Source organism: Achromobacter sp. UMC46 (genome assembly GCF_014170335.1).
GTDB lineage: Bacteria > Pseudomonadota > Gammaproteobacteria > Burkholderiales > Burkholderiaceae_B > Achromobacter.
In genome coordinates, this window is the sequence record NZ_LZZS01000023.1 from 80136 (window position 1) to 96035 (window position 15900).

Annotated in this window: 18 protein-coding genes; 3 read left to right on the top strand and 15 right to left on the bottom strand. The window is 64.1% G+C overall.

Going from position 1 to position 15900, the window contains the following annotated elements; all coding sequences use genetic code 11:
* Nucleotides 1-35: 35 nt before the first annotated feature.
* From A9973_RS17310 to A9973_RS17350, 9 genes are all read right to left on the bottom strand, one after another.
* Nucleotides 36-1226: an EAL domain-containing protein gene (locus tag A9973_RS17310; RefSeq protein WP_183014955.1), complete on the bottom strand. Its 1191-nt coding sequence runs from the start codon at nt 1224-1226 to the stop codon at nt 36-38.
* Between the two features lie 29 nt (nt 1227-1255).
* Nucleotides 1256-1801, bottom strand: a complete 546-nt coding sequence (locus A9973_RS17315; RefSeq protein WP_183014956.1) for a fimbrial protein — start codon at nt 1799-1801, stop codon at nt 1256-1258.
* Between the two features lie 9 nt (nt 1802-1810).
* On the bottom strand, nt 1811-2320 hold the full coding sequence (locus A9973_RS17320; protein ID WP_183014957.1) for a fimbrial protein: 510 nt from the start codon (nt 2318-2320) through the stop codon (nt 1811-1813).
* Entirely contained in the window at nt 2317-2826 is a 510-nt protein-coding gene (locus tag A9973_RS17325; RefSeq protein ID WP_183014958.1) for a fimbrial protein, read from the bottom strand. Before A9973_RS17325 ends, A9973_RS17320 begins: the two co-directional genes overlap by 4 nt.
* Nucleotides 2819-3430 (bottom strand): fimbrial protein, encoded by a 612-nt coding sequence (locus A9973_RS17330; RefSeq protein ID WP_183014959.1) that lies wholly within the window; start codon nt 3428-3430, stop codon nt 2819-2821. Before A9973_RS17330 ends, A9973_RS17325 begins: the two co-directional genes overlap by 8 nt.
* 29 nt (nt 3431-3459) lie before the next feature.
* Entirely contained in the window at nt 3460-4209 is a 750-nt protein-coding gene (locus tag A9973_RS17335; protein ID WP_183014960.1) for a fimbria/pilus periplasmic chaperone, read from the bottom strand.
* Between the two features lie 61 nt (nt 4210-4270).
* A complete protein-coding gene (locus A9973_RS17340; protein ID WP_370539501.1) occupies nt 4271-6739 on the bottom strand; it encodes an outer membrane usher protein in 2469 nt (822 codons plus the stop codon).
* Between the two features lie 41 nt (nt 6740-6780).
* The gene (locus tag A9973_RS17345; RefSeq protein ID WP_183014961.1) at nt 6781-7329 is read right to left on the bottom strand and encodes a fimbrial protein; all 549 of its coding nucleotides are present in this window, start codon (nt 7327-7329) and stop codon (nt 6781-6783) included.
* Between the two features lie 82 nt (nt 7330-7411).
* Nucleotides 7412-7954, bottom strand: coding sequence for a fimbrial protein (locus tag A9973_RS17350; RefSeq protein WP_183014962.1), 543 nt, complete (start codon nt 7952-7954; stop codon nt 7412-7414).
* A 321-nt stretch (nt 7955-8275) separates the two neighbouring features.
* Between A9973_RS17350 and A9973_RS17355 the strand changes: the two genes are divergently transcribed.
* Nucleotides 8276-8917: a response regulator transcription factor gene (locus A9973_RS17355; RefSeq protein ID WP_183014963.1), complete on the top strand. Its 642-nt coding sequence runs from the start codon at nt 8276-8278 to the stop codon at nt 8915-8917.
* Nucleotides 8918-8944: 27 nt separating this feature from the next.
* Here A9973_RS17355 and hpaI read toward each other — a convergent pair whose 3' ends face one another.
* From hpaI to A9973_RS17375, 4 genes are read right to left on the bottom strand one after another with little or no spacing between them, the layout of a single operon-like run.
* Nucleotides 8945-9745 (bottom strand): 4-hydroxy-2-oxoheptanedioate aldolase, encoded by an 801-nt coding sequence (hpaI, locus tag A9973_RS17360; protein ID WP_183014964.1) that lies wholly within the window; start codon nt 9743-9745, stop codon nt 8945-8947.
* Between the two features lie 15 nt (nt 9746-9760).
* Nucleotides 9761-10564 carry a 2-oxo-hept-4-ene-1,7-dioate hydratase gene (gene hpaH, locus A9973_RS17365; RefSeq protein WP_183014965.1) on the bottom strand — a complete coding sequence of 268 codons (804 nt, stop codon included), beginning with the start codon at nt 10562-10564 and terminating at the stop codon, nt 9761-9763.
* Nucleotides 10565-10581: 17 nt separating this feature from the next.
* Complete coding sequence (locus tag A9973_RS17370; protein WP_183014966.1) at nt 10582-11343, bottom strand: fumarylacetoacetate hydrolase family protein; 762 nt, start codon at nt 11341-11343, stop codon at nt 10582-10584.
* Nucleotides 11344-11353: 10 nt separating this feature from the next.
* Complete coding sequence (locus A9973_RS17375) at nt 11354-12406, bottom strand: fumarylacetoacetate hydrolase family protein (protein ID WP_183014967.1); 1053 nt, start codon at nt 12404-12406, stop codon at nt 11354-11356.
* A gap of 203 nt (nt 12407-12609) precedes the next feature.
* Here A9973_RS17375 and hpaE point away from each other — a divergent pair, with 203 nt between their 5' ends.
* Both hpaE and hpaD read left to right on the top strand, forming a co-directional pair.
* The gene (gene hpaE, locus A9973_RS17380; RefSeq protein ID WP_183014968.1) at nt 12610-14076 is read left to right on the top strand and encodes a 5-carboxymethyl-2-hydroxymuconate semialdehyde dehydrogenase; all 1467 of its coding nucleotides are present in this window, start codon (nt 12610-12612) and stop codon (nt 14074-14076) included.
* Nucleotides 14077-14103: 27 nt separating this feature from the next.
* Entirely contained in the window at nt 14104-14955 is an 852-nt protein-coding gene (hpaD, locus tag A9973_RS17385) for a 3,4-dihydroxyphenylacetate 2,3-dioxygenase (RefSeq protein ID WP_183014969.1), read from the top strand.
* Nucleotide 14956: 1 nt separating this feature from the next.
* Here the strand turns inward: hpaD and hpaR are convergent, their stop codons facing one another.
* Entirely contained in the window at nt 14957-15421 is a 465-nt protein-coding gene (gene hpaR, locus A9973_RS17390; protein WP_183014970.1) for a homoprotocatechuate degradation operon regulator HpaR, read from the bottom strand.
* A gap of 108 nt (nt 15422-15529) precedes the next feature.
* On the bottom strand, nt 15530-15751 hold the full coding sequence (locus tag A9973_RS17395) for a hypothetical protein (RefSeq protein WP_255469201.1): 222 nt from the start codon (nt 15749-15751) through the stop codon (nt 15530-15532).
* Nucleotides 15752-15900 lie beyond the last annotated feature (149 nt).

Consider the following 15900-nt stretch of genomic DNA (forward strand, 5'->3'; position numbering starts at 1 on the left):
GGCCTGTGCCAGGCTCTTTTCAACGTCGGCTGGGCCTAGTGCAACGTGCCGGGGCGATGGGTCTGGCAATATCCCAGGAATTGTGTCTGGTCCATCGGGCGGGCATACAGATAGCCTTGGGCGATCTTGCATCCCAGCTGCTGCAGTTGTTTGCGCTGTTCCAGCGTTTCCACGCCTTCCACGACCATGGCCAACCCCAAGGCTTCGGCCATGCTGGCGACGCCGCGGATGACCGCGGCAGTGCGCGGCTGGATTTTCAGCCGGCGCACGAAGCTGGCGTCCAGCTTGATCTGGCTGAAAGGAAAGGCGCAGAGGCGATCCAGGGACGAATAGCCGGCGCCGAAGTCGTCCATGGCCAGGCCGCAACCCATGACGCGCAACCGCACCAGGTTTTCGAGAATGGCTGCGGGCGTGCTCTCCAGGCCGTCTTCAGTGATTTCCAGGGTAATGTCGCTCGCGGATAGCTCGCGCCGGGCCAATGCGCGGTCGATGCCGTCCGTCAAATGCGGCGAGGCCAGCTGCGACGGGTGCAGGTTGAAGGCCAGCGAGGCGGGAGGATGGGTTCGCTTCTGCTGTTCCTGCAGTTCCAGCCCCTGATCCAGCATGCGCCAGAACAGCGTCTCCATCAGGCCGTGGGTCTGCATCGCGGGAAGGAAGTGCGCGGGGGAAAGCACGCCGTGCTGCGGGTGATGCCAGCGCGCCAGGACCTCGGCTTCCACCAGCGATTCGCCATTGATGCTGACCTTGGGTTGGTAGTACGCCTTGAATTCCCCTCGATCCAAACCTTGCCGCACCTCGTTCACGGGAGGCGGCTCGACCAGGGCGGAATCCGCACGCCGACGGCTGCGCTGGAACTTCGCCAGCAAAGCGGCCAGACCGCTGACATCCAACGGCCTGGCAAGTTCGCCCAGGAACGCCAGGCCCAGGCATTCGATCATGGCCGCGGAAGCCTGGCACAGCGCCGGATCCAGCGCGCTGTTGAGAATGACGGAATGCACCAGCCGGGCGTTGCCGGCTTCCCGCAGAAACTCCAGCCCGTCCTTGCCTGCCATCTGCAAGTCGCAGATAGCGATATCCACGCCACCGCACGCCTTGAGCACGGCCAAGGCTTCGCCGCCTTCCGAGGCTTCGTAGATCCTGCCCGCAATCGCGGACCTCAAGGCCGTGACCACCATCAGCCGCTGAAACGGATGATCTTCCAAAACCAGTACGCTAAGGTTCTTCATTGAGCGCCTCCCGAACGCGGGCCTGCCGATCAGTCATAGCTGAACGCGAACGTGACGGTGGCGTTGATGTCGCCTTGGTTGATCGTCCTGTGGCTCAGCGCATCGGGTTCACCTCGCAAGAACGCATTGATGACGATATCGTTGGCGCCCGACGATAGCGTCCCGACGGCAGTGGCCTGATTCAAAGGGAGCGCGATGCCGCCCTTGGTTTCCAAGCCGATCGCCACGCCGGTGGCGCCGCCGGCGTTCAGGTTCAGATGCCCGGGCAAGAGGGGGCTGGGGTTCCCGATCAAGGTCACCTTGATCCGGGTCCGGCCTTCGGTGATATCGCAATTCTGCAGATGCAGCGTGATCGGGCGGCTGGCGCTGCGGCCGCTCGCATAGATTTGGCTGGTTGCGACGCCGCGGAAATCCAGTTCTCGCGTCCTGTCCGCCGGGTCCAACATGCAAGGTTCGGCCACCAGCCGTCCCGAAAAAGACATGTTGCCCGGCCCCGGGGATTGGGCTGACGCCGTGTCTGCCGCCATCGCGGCCAGTGCCGTCAGGAAAGCCGCCGCCATTGTGATGATCCGCATTCGTGGCTCCTAGTAAAGTTCGGCGATCAGCAGCGCCGTGGCCTCGAATTTGTCTTCAGGCAAGCGCGATCCCTTTCTCTTCACGGGCACCGCCTCCAGAGTGGGAGGGCTGTTCCGGTCAGTCATCTCGATCTGCGTGGGTTCATTCGGCTTGAACGTCTTGCCGTTCAGCCGTATCTGAATGCCCAGGTCATCGATGGACGTCTGCACGGCGGGGGGCGCGAATTTCGTTTCGGTCGCGACAAGGGTCATCTTCATCCGCCACGGAGCGCTGCCCGGGCATTCGATCTGATAAGGAACGGTTTGCCGGTAGTTCTCGCCATCGATCTTTTCAATGCCGATATTGGTCTTGAACGTCACGTTGATGCGCCCGCCCTTGTCGCTGACGGTGCATCCCGGCGTGATGAGGGTTCCGGTGAATCGCATGTTCTCTTCGGCGGCGGCCGGCAACGGGCAAGCCGCCAGCAGGGCAAGCAGCGTTAGCGCGGTGAACAGGTGCCGGTTGCGGGATGGGGTCATCGATACTCCACCACAAGGGTGGCTCCGACGCTGAAGTGGCCGGCCTCGATGTCGCCTCCGGGGCCTTTCATCAATACCGCCTTCAATGCCGGAGGCAGGTTGCTGTCGAAGTCGAACCATTTTTTCAGGGCGATGGGCGTATTGCCGTTTTTCAAGGCGATGGCCAGATGGGGATTGGAAGGGATACCCAGCAGCCCCTCTCCGAAGCCGGCCACGTTGCCGATGATCTGCATGCGCAATGAATTCGTGGAAGCATTGCGGCAATCCAGGCCGTAGGGGACATTCTTGGTCAGGTAGACGCCGTCGACCCGTGTGGTCAGGACCTCGCCAAACGCCACGTTGATCAGGCTGCCTTGATTGCCGCTGATGACGCAGGGAATCGGCGCGAAGATCTTTCCCGTGATGGATATGCGGGTCTGGGCCGGCACGGGTGCGGCAAACGCCAAGGCGGCAGCCAAACCGGCCAGCCGCAGAGACGCGGGCCAATGAAGCAGGCGCTTAGTCATAAGTCAGGAACAGATTGATATAGGCTTGAAAGCGCCCGGGTCGCAGCGGAGCGGAAGTGCGTTCCGGCGTGACGTAGTAGGTCAGAACCGCATCCCCAGGCGCCACGAACCAGGCGCGTGTCTGCTGGCCCGGCGTAATGCGCCGCCGATGGGCGTCGCTCAAACGCAGGCCGAAGCCGCTTGCGCCGCGCACACTGACCAGTTCGGGTGTGTCGGGATCCGCCTGTGCCCGGAATGTGACGCCGACCACCGGCTCTGCCCCGCTCCAGGCCAGCGCCCCGCCGTTTGCCTCGCGCCTGCCGCCCTGGGTTCGGACACAGCCGCGCAGCGTCAACTCCACCGCAACGGGAACGCCTTGGTCTCCCGGCTGCGGCAGGTCCGCGGTGCCGACTTCACCAAGCCTGACCTCCTGGTAGGACGAACTCATGTCCAGATGGCACGCGCTTTCCAGGAGGGAGCCTATGACATGGAATTGGGCGGTGAAGTCGTCGGTGTCGCCGAAATCCGTGGCGGCGGCTGCACCTGGGAAGGCGGCGGCGGCGCAGATCAGCGCGGCGTACACGCCGGCGCGGACACGCTTTTTGCGGCGGGAGTCTGTGGTCATGGGATGGCCTGGCAGCGTTAGGGGCGCGATCAGTTGCTGATCTGCTTGGCGGTGCACTCCTGCCCGGAGCAACGGAACTCCAGCTTGGGCCGGCCGCCATAGTCGTTGATGTAGGTCAGCACGGGGGTGTTGCCCAGGCTGCCAGCGTCGATGTTCAGGGGCGCTTGGGAGTGCGGCGGGATCATCAGCGGTTCAAAGTTCGCGATCGATGAACCGCCCGCGCTCTTGGCGGCGTCGATCAGCGTCACGTAGTAAGGGGTGGGGTTGTCCACGGTGTACTGGTCTCCCTGGCGCATCAGGCGGATGCGCTCTTGCCAGGGGGCCGTCGACGAGCCGGACGGGATGCTCAACGCCTGGGGCCGGTAGAAAAGCTTGACGCGCGTCTGCAGCGCGATCTGCAAGCTGTTGGCCTGATCGCTGCGGGGCGGGACTTCGCGCAGGTTGAAATAGAAGAGGGTTTCCCGGTCTTGAGGCAATTGATTGGCGGCCGGCAACGCCTGGATCTTCACCTGGCTTCTGGCGCTGGGCTCAAGCCGCTGCAGCGGGGGAAGCACGACCAGCGGACCGGTGATCTTTTCGTCCTTGTCGTTCTCGATCCACGCTTGCGCCAGATAGGGCAGTTGTTCGTTCTGGTTGCTGATATTCAGGCTGACGGATTTGTCCTGGCCGGAAAATACGATGCGCGTCCGGTCCAGGGACACGGCCGCCAAGGCAGGCTGCGACGCGAACAGGCAGAGCAGGGCGGCGTATGCGAAATTCTTCAAGATAAGACGATTCATGGTGTGCGGGGACTCATTGGGTGTCGTGTGTTTCGTTTAGGGTGGGTTCGAACGCCAGGTTTTACGGCGTTGGGCGGCAGACGAACCGTGCCGGCGGTCCGGCGGCGGCATCTGCCTTGGGGATGTCGAACGAGCATTGCGGCTTGCCGTTCCATTGCAGGGTCATGGTTTCGCCGGGCTTCATGCCGCTCAGGTAGGTGGACCCGTCGTCGCCGACGATGCCCGTGGCCTGGTTCCTGCTGTTGCGCACGGTGACACCAAACGGAGGATGGGCGCCGTCGCTCAGCTGGATCGTCGTCATGGCTTTTTCGCCGGAAATCAAGTCCAGCGAGCGATAGCCGATGGCGCCTTCGGTCAGCGTCGCCTGCACCACCGATTGCGTCGCTTCGACATCATCGGCAAGCGCGTCGAGATCGATGCTGGCCTGGTTGCGGTAGTAGCTATTGACGTCGGTGATCACGGCGGTGCCGAGCAGGTTCGATGTCGTCGTCATGCCGTAGCCGCGCACCGGCACGCCGGCGACGCCGTTGGTGTCGATCATCAGACGGGTGCCGCCCGGGACGGTTGTCCGGTGCAGCGCCGCGCCCTTGGCGGTCAGGGTGGCGCCGCCTTGCATGGACAGGCCGCCAGAACTGTAGGCGCCGGATTCATGGCTGACGCTGGCCACGACCTGCGCCAGCGGACCTTCGTGCGTCAGGTAGCCGCTGGCCTTTGCGCCGCCGCCGCCCGCGCCTGCGCTGATCATGTAGTTGTTGCGCTCGTCCAGGCGGTCGTAGTAGTTCACGCTGTGCGTGGTATTGCTGCGGTCCACCGACGCGCTGTAGCTGACGGATGCGCTGTTGCCCAACGGTATGCTCAGCGACAGGTACGCGCCGCGATCCGACGCGCCGTCCGATTTGGTCTGGTAGCCGGTGACCGACACGCTCAGGTTCTTCAGGCTGCCCAGGTCGAAGTACCGGGATGCCGACAGGCTGTAGCGGTCGCTTGACCGGCTATTCCAGTAGGTCTGGTGGTTGTAGTTGGCATAGACGCTGGTATTGGCGCCCCGGAACTGCTTGCTGACCGTGGCGGTATACATGGCCTTGCTTTGATTCACCGGCGTGCCGCCTTGGCGGGCGTCGATGAACTCGTTCATGCTCATGAAGTCGCGTTGCGAAAACCGGTAGCCGGCGAACGTGACCTGGCTGTCGAATTCCTCGAAGCGCTTTGAGTAGCTTGCGCGGTAGGACTTCCCGGAAAGAATGCGGCGTCCCGGCAACACCGCGCGCGATTGCGTGACATCGACGGAAAGCGCGCCGAACGCCATCAGGTCCCGGCCGACGCCGACCGCCACCGCGGCATAGTCCTTCGCGCCCAAGCCGCCGCCGTACAGCGACCAGCCGTTGCTGATGCCCCACGAGAATTCGCCGGAGCCGAAAGCCGGCCCGTTCATGCGGTGGTTCCATTCGGAAGGCTTGCCCCCCGCAAATTGAAACCGCACCGTGCCCGGGCGGGTCAGGTAGGGGATATTGGCCGTATCGACCTGGAACTGCTGGGTGGTGCCGTCTTGTTCTTCCACGCGCACGTCCAGCTTGCCGCTGACCGCGTCGTTCAAGTCCTGGATGCGGAAAGGGCCCGGCGGCACCTGCGTGTCGTAGAGCACGCGGCCCAGCTGCCGCACGACGACGCGGGCGTTGCTGCGGGCCACGCCCGAAATTTCGGGCGCGTAGCCACGCAGGTTCGGCGGCAGCATGCTGTCGTCGCTGGTCAGGCTGGCGCCCGTGTAGCGGAAGCTGCCGAACAGGTTCGAGTTCAGATAGTCTTCGCCTACGACCAGGCTTGAACGCATCGAAGGGATGGCCCGCATGGCATAGAAGCGGCTCCAGTCGAAATTCTGGCGGCGCGATTGCCCCGTGGTGCGGTCGGCTTGCGCCTGCCAGTCTGCACGCATGCGCCAGGCGCCCAGGTTCATGCCCAGCGTGCCAAAGCCGTTAAGATGGGTGGAGTTGCCTTCGCCGCGAGCGCGTCGCGTTGAAAGCGCATTCAGGTTGTAGTCCAGCAATACGCCCGAGACGCCTTCGTCCCAGCGCGATGGTGGATCCCAGTTGGGCGCGGTGTATTCGAGTTCCGCTTGCGGGATGACCACGTACAGCCCCGAGGTGCCGAGATCGGCGCGTACCGTCATGCCGGCGACGCTGCCCGTATCCAGGCATTCGCCGTCGTTCCACCACGTCAGCCCCCGCTCCGCGCTTGCGCGCAGCCCAAGTTGGGCCACGACGTCCGGAGACAGGCAGGCCGCGCTGCCCTTGGGGTCGCCGTCGGGCGGCAGGAACGCGACATCGTTGTCGTTCAGTTGATTCTGATTGACGTGAAGCGTCAGGCTGTACGTGCCGGGCATGATGTAGTTCGCCCGCGAGAAGACACTCAAGTCGAAGTTCTGCCTGTCCTTGATGTCCAGGACGTCCGTGTTGAATTCAAGCTCCTCAGCAGCTTCAGCGGCGCAAGCAACCAGCATCAAAACAACTATGTTCAGCACCCTGAGGCGAGTCACTTGAACGGCTTCCTTTAGCGTTTCAACAACAATGTGGCGGCTCAGAAGTAGTTCATCCGGAGCCGGATGGTGATCTGGTAATCGCCCGCTTCGAGCGCGGCGCCGGTGCCAGTCAAGCTAAGCGCGTAGTTCAACGCCAAGTCGCCGGATGACGGCAGGAGCTGTTGCATGGGGACGCCGGGCACGACTTGTTTGCCGCGGCTGTCTTTGATTCGAATCGCAATGCCTTTGGCCGAACCTCGGGCCAGGAACCCTTGGCGGTCGCCGGTGCCTTCGAACATCAGCGTGAACGCACTGTTGCCGGGGGTGTCGGAATCGGTTCGCTGGGGGCTGCAATTGAGCAGCTGGACTTTGAATGGCTGTTGCAGGGTGGCCTCGCCATTGATCAGGCCGCTGATGGCGGCAGGCGCCATGTTGACGGTTTGATCCTTGGATTCCACCCGGAGGGAGCACGCCGATGTCACAATGGCACCGTTCATGCTGACCTTCGCTGTCAGTGCATGCGCACCTGCCGTGTCTGCGATGCAGGCGTTCAGGGCGATGAGTAGAATCAGCGGGCCAGGGTGTGAAGCAGACTTGAATCGACGCATCCACCGTTCCCCAAAGATCTTCCGAAAAGGTGCCCGAAGCGCGCAGACGCCGCGCGCTTCGGGCAGTTCGATCAGTAGAGAATTACTGGTAGGTCAGGGCGAAAGTCGCGGACGTGGTGAATTCGCCCGGGACGATGGTGGCGCCGGTTTGGCCGTCCATGTCGCCTTGCAGATAGGCCTGGAATTGCAGCACGTTGTCGCTGCTGATCAGCTTCGTGGCCAGCGACGCGGTATTTGCCTTGATCAGGTTGCCGCGGGCATCCGCGATGGCCAGGCTGGCGCCGGAGGCGACGCCCGTGGTGAAGGCCAGCAAGTCAGGCTGCGGGATCGAGGTTTGGCCCTTGAACGTGGCGGTGACGGTCTTTTTCGCGTCGGTCAGATCGCAGTCGGTCAGGCGGATCTGGAAGGCCTTCGGGGAGGATTTGCCGCCGTTCTTCAGCACGGAGCTGGTGACCTTGTCCATTTGCACGGTCTGGTTCGCGCTTTCGGCAGCGATCGAGCAAGGGGCTTCGATGATTGAACCCTTGAAGGTGATATCACCGCCATCATTGGCGGCAAAGCTTGCCGAGGAAGCGGCGCCCAGAGCGATCGTTGCGAGGAGCAGGGCCAGTTTATTGAGTTTCATCACGGTGTCCATGTAGGAGGGGTTTCAGCCTTCAGGACAGCGATCATGTGGCGCGGTGATGCTCTGAATTGCCGCCACATTAGCCTTTTTTTTGCCGCTGTCTTTTAGCTGAAATCAGTGTAAGAACCGTGGCGAATAGCGAAAATAGGATCCGTAGCAGTCATTTGTAGGAAATTTCCTAATCCGCCCGACGACGGCATTGTGTTTTTGCCGGAACAGGCTCTGCGACTAGAATTGGAAAATCCCGTTTTGTGGCGCTGGCAGGTTGTGGCCTGGGGCGCGACTGCGGATGCTTACTGAAAGGAAGTGCGGTAGCCGGCCATGAACACAATTCTGATTGTCGATGACCATCCCCTGGTACGGCTCGCGGTGCGCATGCTGCTTGAGACGAACGGCTTTAATGTCGTTGGCGAGGTCGGCAACGGCATCGATGCCGTGCAGGCCTTGCGTGATTTGTCTCCCGACGTGGTGATTCTGGATATCGGGATCCCCAAGCTAGACGGCCTGAGCGTCATTTCGCGCATGCTGGCCATCAACCCCGACTGCCATGTGCTGGTGCTGACTTCCCAGTCGTCGGAAGCGTTCTGCCACCGTTGCATGCAAGCGGGGGCCAAGGGATTCATCAGCAAGGACGAAGACCTGAACAAGCTGGTCAACGCCATCAAGGCCGTGATGGCGGGCTATAGCGTGTTTCCGTCGATGGCGGTGGCGTCGGAGCATGGACGCCTGTCGGACTCGGACATGGTCAGGCGCTTGTCCGACCGCGAGATGGTGGTGCTGCAATATCTGGCGCAGGGCCGGTCGAACAAGGAAATCGGCGAGCTGCTCTTGCTTAGCAACAAGACGGTCAGCACCTACAAGACGCGCTTGCTGCAGAAGCTGGGGATGGAGTCGGTGCTGGAGCTGGCGGAATTCGCCAAGCGCAATGCGCTGATCGGCGTGCCGGACCCCGAGGGCGCGTAAGCCCTCGGGGCCTCTCCGAAGGCCGGCTTAGTACGGGCCTTTGCCCGCCGCCACCGTCTTCACGTCTTTGAACTCTCCCGCCAGCCTTTCCGCCGCTCGCGCAAGCAGCACGGCGTCAACGCCCACGGCCACGAAGGTCGCACCCAGCGCCAGATAGTGCTTGGCCTGCGCCACGCCGCTGTGCAGGATGCCTGCGGCTTTGCCGGCGCGCACGATGCGCGTGATGGCGTCGTCGATGGTCTTCAGCACTTCCGGATGGTCCGGTTGGCCCAGATAGCCCATGCCGGCCGAGAGGTCGGCGGGGCCGATGAAGGCGCCGTCCACGCCGTCCACCGCCAGGATCTCGTCCAGCGCGTCGATGCCGCGCGGCGTTTCGATCTGCACCAGCACGCACATCTGGTCGTTGGCGCGTTCCAGGTAGTCGGGGATGCGGTTCCAGCGCGACGAGCGCGCCAGCGCGCTGCCTACGCCCCGGATGCCGGCCGGCGGGTAGCGTACGGCGGCCACGGCGGCCGCCGCTTCTTGCGCGGACTGGATCATGGGCACCAGCAGGCTTTGCGCACCCGTGTCCAGTATCTGCTTGATCTGCACCGGATCGTTCCAGGCCGGACGCACCACAGTGGCTACCGGGTAGGCAGCCACCGATTGCAGCTGCGACAGCATCGTCTGCAGCGTGTTGGGGGCGTGTTCGCCGTCGATCAGCAGCCAGTCGAAGCCGGCGCCTGCAACGATTTCCGAGGTGTACGCGCTGGCCAATCCGGCCCACAGGCCGATCTGGGGCTGGCGGTCGCGCAAGGCTTGTTTGAAGGTATTCGCGAGGATGTCCATGGACTGCATGCCGTGTTAGATGAAATGACAGTTGACGGAACCCAGCACGCCGTAATCGACATTGAACGTGTCGCCGGGCCGGGCGGCTACCGGCCGGGTGAAGGAACCCGACAGGATGATCTCTCCGGCCTCCAGCGCGACATCGTGGGCGGCCAGCTTGTTAGCCAGCCATACTACGCCATTGGCGGGGTGATTCAAGACGCCCGCGGCGACGCCGGTTTCTTCGATGACGGCGTTGCGCGACAGGATGGCGCCGATCCAGCGCAAGTCCATGTCGCCGATCTTCACGGGGCGTCCGCCCATCACCACGCCGGCGTTGGCGGCGTTGTCCGCGATGGTGTCGAACACCTTGCGCGGGCGCTGGGTGCCGGGGTCGATGCCGTGCGAGCGCGCGTCGATGATCTCCAGCGCGGGGATCACGTAGTCGACGGCGTCATAGACCTGGAACAGCGTCACATCGGGGCCCTGCAGGCGCTTGCCCAGCACGAAGGCCAGTTCGACTTCCAGGCGCGGCAGGATGAAGCGGCCGGCCGGGATGTCGCTGCCGTCCTCGAAGAACATGTCGTCCAGCAGCATGCCGAAGTCGGGTTCGTCGATCTGGGACGCCTGCTGCATGGCGCGGGACGTCAGGCCGATCTTGTGTCCGCGCTTGACGCGGCCTTCCGCCAGTTTCAGGTCCATCCACGCGCGCTGGATGGCATAGGCGTCGGCGATGCCGATATCGGGGTGTTCCAGCGAGATCTGGCGGATCTGCACGCGGGTGCGTTCCGCGTCGTGCAGGCGAGCGGCAATGGCGCGTACGGTCTGAATGTCTAGCATCGGGAATCCAATGGGGATCAGGTGGGGATCAGGTGGGGAAAAGGGATGAGGGTGTTGACGAGCCGTCCCACGCCTTCGATTTCGGTCACGACTTCGTCGCCGGGCACGACGTTCACGATGCCGTCGGGCGTGCCGGTCAGGATCAGGTCGCCGGGCGACAGCGTCATGAAGCTGCTGAAGTATTCGATCAGCGCGGGCACGTCGAACACCATGTCGCGCGTGTTGCCGCGCTGGGTCTCGACGCCGTTGACGGTGGTGCGCAGGTTCAGGTTCATCGGGTCGGGCACGTCGTCGCGGTCCACCAGCCAGGGGCCCAGCGGCGTGCAGGTGTCGCGGCTCTTCACGCGCAGGTTGGGTCGATACCAGTTTTCCAGGTAGTCGCGCAGCGCGTAGTCGTTGGCGACGGTGTAGCCCGCGACATAGTCGTTGGCCTGGCCACGCTTGACGCGGCTGGCAGTCTTGCCGATGACGACGGCCAGTTCGCATTCATAGTGCATGAAGGCCACGTCGGCGGGGCGCATGGTCTGCGCGCGGTGTCCGACGAACGTGTTGGCCGCCTTCAGGAAACCCAGCGGCTCGTCGGGTGCCTTGAAGGCCAGTTCGCGGGCATGGTCCGCATAGTTGATGGCCAGCGTGAATGTGGTGCGGGGGGCGATGGGGGGCAGCCAGGCCACGGCGTCTTCGGCCAGAATGCGGCCGTCCGCCAGACGAACCTGGCCCGGCCCCGCTTCGGTCGCCGCATGGGTGGCGCCCTCGTAGATGATGCGTGCGTGTTTCATGGGGGCTTCCTCAATCGGTGGAGGCGGCCAGGCGGTTGCCCAGCGTGCCGACCTGGTGGATGCGGATGTCATAGCGCTGGCCGGCGCCAAGGCGCGGCGGGTCGTAGGGCGCGCCGACCAGCAGCATGTCGCCTGCCTCGAAGCTCATGAACTGGGTGACGTCCGCGATCAGCCGTGCGACCGGGCGGACCAGGTCGGCTGTGCTGGCACGTTGCGCCAACACGCCATCGACATGGACCTCGATATCCAGCGCGTCGGGGTCGGCGACGGCGGCGGCGGGCGCCAGATCGCGGCCGACGGGGCAGAAGCCGTCGCGGCATTTCTGCTTGAGGGCGGGCCGGAAATAGCTGGCATGCGGCACGGAAAGGTCGGCCACGACGCGGTAGCCCGCCACGTAGTTCAGCGCGTCAGCCTCGTTGACCCGCGAGGCGCGGCGAGAGAACACCACGCCCAGGCAGGCGCCCACTTCCACCTCGGCGACGTCGGCCGGCAGCGTGATGACGTCGCCATCCTGCGCATACGTGTTGGCGGGCTTGATATAGAGCACCGGGGCGTTGGGCGGTGCCTTGTACGGCGGCGCGTCCATGGCGCCGTTCAACGCTTCCAGCGATTGGCGCGTGTTCAGCGCGGCGCCGACCACGGTGCGTGGGGGCGCGGCCAATGCGGCGGCGGCGTCGGCCGCGCGTGCGGCCAGGTAGTCGCGGTAGTTGTTCACCTTGTAGTTCAGCACGGCGTCGGCTTCGTCGATCTGCATCGAGATGCCCAGCGGACGCACGGCCATATGCGGCGCCAGCGCGGCCGTCAGGGCCTGAAAGACACGTTCGCCCAGTGCGGCTTTTTGCGCATCACTGCGCCCGTGTCCGATGCGCAGGACGACGTGGACAAAGGCATTGTCCGGATGGCCATCGACAATCAGGCAATCGTCCACGCGCAGCGCCCGCGTGCGTGCGCCCGCCAGCGGGAACAGGCTGCCGTCGCCGACGGCGGCGTGCTGCACGGTGTGCATCAGCGCACGCGTGTCCAGCGTCAGGTTGCCGGAGTACTCAATCCAGATGTGGGGCATGTCGTCTCGCTCGGCATATCGTTAGCATGTTAATTATCATAGTGAAAAAGCCGGTGCGCGGCAACGCGCGACGCGCGTCTGGCGGGGCCGGGCGGACCGGGATTTCCCGCCGTTGACAGCGTTGCTCTGTCGGCATAATGTTAACGTGTTAATTAAATAGCCAAGGCGGATTTTCACGCCTTGGCCATGCACGAGGAGCGCGCGTGAGCATCAAACATTGGATCAATGGCAAGCAGGTCGATAGCCCGGATCGCTTCGTCACCTATAACCCGGCCACCGGCGACGCCATTGAAGAAGTCGCCGCGGGCGGCCCGGCCGAGATCGACGCCGCCGTGTCGGCCGCGGCTGAGGCCTTTCCCAAGTGGGCAGGTACGCCCGCCAAGGAGCGGGCCCGCCTGATGCGCCGCCTGGGCGAACTGATCGACCAGAACGTGCCGCAGTTGGCCGACCTGGAAACCCGGGATACCGGCCTGCCGATCTCGCAGACCCGCAAGCAGCTGATCCCGCGCGCCTCGGAGAATTTCAATTTCTTCGCCGAGGTCTGCACGCGCATGAACGGCCACACCTATCCGGTGGACGATCAGATGCTGAATTACACGCTGTACCAGCCGGTCGGCGTGTGCGCGCTGGTGTCGCCGTGGAACGTGCCGTTCATGACCGCCACCTGGAAGACGGCGCCGTGCCTGGCGCTGGGCAATACCGCGGTGCTGAAGATGTCGGAACTGTCGCCGTTGACGGCCGACCAGCTGGGCAGGCTGGCGCTTGAGGCCGGCATTCCGGCGGGCGTGCTGAACGTGGTGCAGGGCTACGGCGCGACAGCGGGCGACGCGCTGGTGCGCCACCCGGGCGTGCGCGCCATCTCGTTCACGGGGGGCACGGTGACCGGCAAGAAGATCCTGGCCAGCGCGGGCGGCATCAAGAAGTTCTCGATGGAGCTGGGCGGCAAATCGCCGGTCTTGATCTTCGAGGACGCGGATGTGGAGCGTGCGCTCGATGCCGCGTTGTTCACCATCTTTTCATTGAATGGAGAGCGCTGCACGGCGGGCTCGCGCATCTTCGTCCAGCAAGGCATCTACGACGATTTCGTGCGCAAGTTCGCGGCGCGCGCCGATCGGCTGGCGGTGGGCGACCCGGGCGACGAGGCCACGCATGTGGGCGCGATGATCACGCGCCAGCACTGGGACAAGGTGACGGGCTACATCCAGTTGGCCGAACAGGAGGGCGCGCGCATCCTGGCCGGCGGCGCAGGCAAGCCGGCGGGCTTGCCTGCGCATCTGGCCGGCGGCAATTTCGTGCGCCCGACCGTGCTGGCCGACGTCGACAACCGCATGCGTTGCGCGCAGGAAGAGATTTTCGGCCCGGTGGCCTGCCTGATCCCGTTCAAGGACGAGGCCGAGGGCCTGGCGCTGGCGAACGACGTGAAGTACGGGCTGGCCTCTTATGTCTGGACAAGCGATATCGGCCGCGCGCACCGTCTGGCGCGCGGGATCGAAGCGGGCATGGTGTTCATCAACAGCCAGAACGTGCGCGACCTGCGCCAGCCGTTCGGCGGCACCAAGGAATCGGGCACGGGGCGGGAAGGCGGCGAATACAGCTATGAGGTGTTCGCCGAAATCAAGAACGTGTGCGTGTCGATGGGCAGCCACCACATCCCTAAATGGGGCGTCTGAGCCTCAAGGAACCAGGAGACAACCATCATGGGCAAGCTAGCACTGGCGGCCAAGGTGACGCATGTGCCGTCGATGTACCTGTCGGAACTTCCCGGCAAGCACCATGGCTGCCGCGAGGCCGCCATCGAAGGGCATCGCATCATCGGCCAGCGTTGCCGTGACCTGGAGGTGGACACGATCGTGGTGCTGGACGTGCATTGGCTGGTCAACGGCGGCTATCACGTGAACGCCAACGGGCGCTTCAAGGGGCGCTACACCAGCAATGAACTGCCGCATTTCATCAAGGACATGGACTACGCGTACCGCGGCAATTCCGAGTTGGGGCGGCGCATCGCCGAGTCCGCCAATGCGGCGGGTGTGGGCACGCGGTCGCACGAGATCGATAGCTTGGAACTTGAATACGGCACGCTGGTGCCGATGCGCTACATGAACGGCGACGGCCGCTTCAGCGTGGTGTCGGTGGCCGCCTGGTGCGCTTGGCATGCGCTGGATGACAGCCGTCGTTTCGGCGCCGCGCTGCGCCAGGCCATCGAGGCCAGCGACAGTCGCGTCGCCGTGCTGGCCAGCGGGTCGCTGTCGCACCGCTTCAACGACAACGGCAGTCCGGAGGCCGCCATGCATCAGATCAGCCGCGAGTTCTATCGTCAGGTGGATCTGCGTGTGGTCGAGCTGTGGCGTCAGGGGGACTGGAAGACGTTCTGTGCAATGCTGCCCGAGTACGCCGAACGTTGCGTGGGCGAAGGCGGCATGCACGACACGGCCATGCTGCTGGGGCTGCTGGGGTGGGAGGGCTACGACAAGCCAGTGGAAGTCGTCACCGATTACTTCACCAGTTCCGGCACGGGGCAGATCAATGCGATCTTCCCGGTGCCGGACTGAATCACGGTTCGCCGGGTTCGCGCGATGCCGGCGCGTCGCGCTTGATCAGGTCGACCATCGCGTCGACATCGCGGTACAGGCGTTCCAGCAATTCCTTGCCGATCTTGCTTTCGATCTCTTGATACTTCGCATCCACCTGCGGGCGCATGCGGTCGATGAGCTTGTTGCTTTTGGGGGTCAGCGATATTTCCTGGCGCCGCTGGTCGGCGCTGGAGCGCACGCGCTTGATCAGGCCTTGCTCTTCCATGCCGGCCAGCATGCGGGTCAGGCTGGGGCTGAGGATCTGGCAACTGCGGGCGATCTGGTTGGGTTCCATCGAGCCGATTTCGCTCAGGGTGCGCAACACCCGCCATTGTTGTTCGGTGACGCCCGCCGCATGCAGCACGGGACGGAAATGCGCCATCAGGGTTTCGCGCGCGTAAAGCAGCAGGTGGGGAAGATTGCGGTGGTGGAAGCTCGGACTCATGGCGGCTATGTTAGCAAGAAGCCATCCCTTTTTTTGACCAATTATTTGCGTGCGTCTTGCGCGCCACACCGCCGTCGGCGCGGGGCCGACTGGCGGGAGGCGGGGGGATCAGGCCGGGTTTTGCTGGGCCAGTTCCTGCAGGTCGTCAGGCAGGGTCAAGTCGGGTGCGCCCCGTTGCAGTTCGCGCAGCGCCTGGACGGCTTCGTCCTGCTGGTCGTCCTGCACCAGCGTGCGGATGTGGGCCACGCGCGCCTCGATGTCCTGTTCGGTGAACGCCACGACTTCGGTCGCGGCGGCCTCGCCTTGCTGCGCCGAAGTCGTGGCGTTCACCGAACAGGACATCGAGGCGCGCGTGGCCCACATCCGCACGCTGGTGCAGGACGACCAGCAGGACGAAGCCGTCCAGGCGCTGCGCGAACTGCAACGGGGCGCACCCGACTTGACCCTGCCTGACGACCTGCAGGAACTGGCCCAGCAAA

Coding starts and splice junctions, on each gene's coding strand:
- A9973_RS17310 (WP_183014955.1), bottom strand. CDS start 1,226: ATGAAGAACCTTAGCGTACTGGTTTTGGAAGATCATCCGTTTCAGCGG.
- A9973_RS17315 (WP_183014956.1), bottom strand. CDS start 1,801: ATGCGGATCATCACAATGGCGGCGGCTTTCCTGACGGCACTGGCCGCG.
- A9973_RS17320 (WP_183014957.1), bottom strand. CDS start 2,320: ATGACCCCATCCCGCAACCGGCACCTGTTCACCGCGCTAACGCTGCTT.
- A9973_RS17325 (WP_183014958.1), bottom strand. CDS start 2,826: ATGACTAAGCGCCTGCTTCATTGGCCCGCGTCTCTGCGGCTGGCCGGT.
- A9973_RS17330 (WP_183014959.1), bottom strand. CDS start 3,430: ATGACCACAGACTCCCGCCGCAAAAAGCGTGTCCGCGCCGGCGTGTAC.
- A9973_RS17335 (WP_183014960.1), bottom strand. CDS start 4,209: ATGAATCGTCTTATCTTGAAGAATTTCGCATACGCCGCCCTGCTCTGC.
- A9973_RS17345 (WP_183014961.1), bottom strand. CDS start 7,329: ATGCGTCGATTCAAGTCTGCTTCACACCCTGGCCCGCTGATTCTACTC.
- A9973_RS17350 (WP_183014962.1), bottom strand. CDS start 7,954: ATGAAACTCAATAAACTGGCCCTGCTCCTCGCAACGATCGCTCTGGGC.
- A9973_RS17355 (WP_183014963.1), top strand. CDS start 8,276: ATGAACACAATTCTGATTGTCGATGACCATCCCCTGGTACGGCTCGCG.
- hpaI (WP_183014964.1), bottom strand. CDS start 9,745: ATGGACATCCTCGCGAATACCTTCAAACAAGCCTTGCGCGACCGCCAG.
- hpaH (WP_183014965.1), bottom strand. CDS start 10,564: ATGCTAGACATTCAGACCGTACGCGCCATTGCCGCTCGCCTGCACGAC.
- A9973_RS17370 (WP_183014966.1), bottom strand. CDS start 11,343: ATGAAACACGCACGCATCATCTACGAGGGCGCCACCCATGCGGCGACC.
- A9973_RS17375 (WP_183014967.1), bottom strand. CDS start 12,406: ATGCCCCACATCTGGATTGAGTACTCCGGCAACCTGACGCTGGACACG.
- hpaD (WP_183014969.1), top strand. CDS start 14,104: ATGGGCAAGCTAGCACTGGCGGCCAAGGTGACGCATGTGCCGTCGATG.
- hpaR (WP_183014970.1), bottom strand. CDS start 15,421: ATGAGTCCGAGCTTCCACCACCGCAATCTTCCCCACCTGCTGCTTTAC.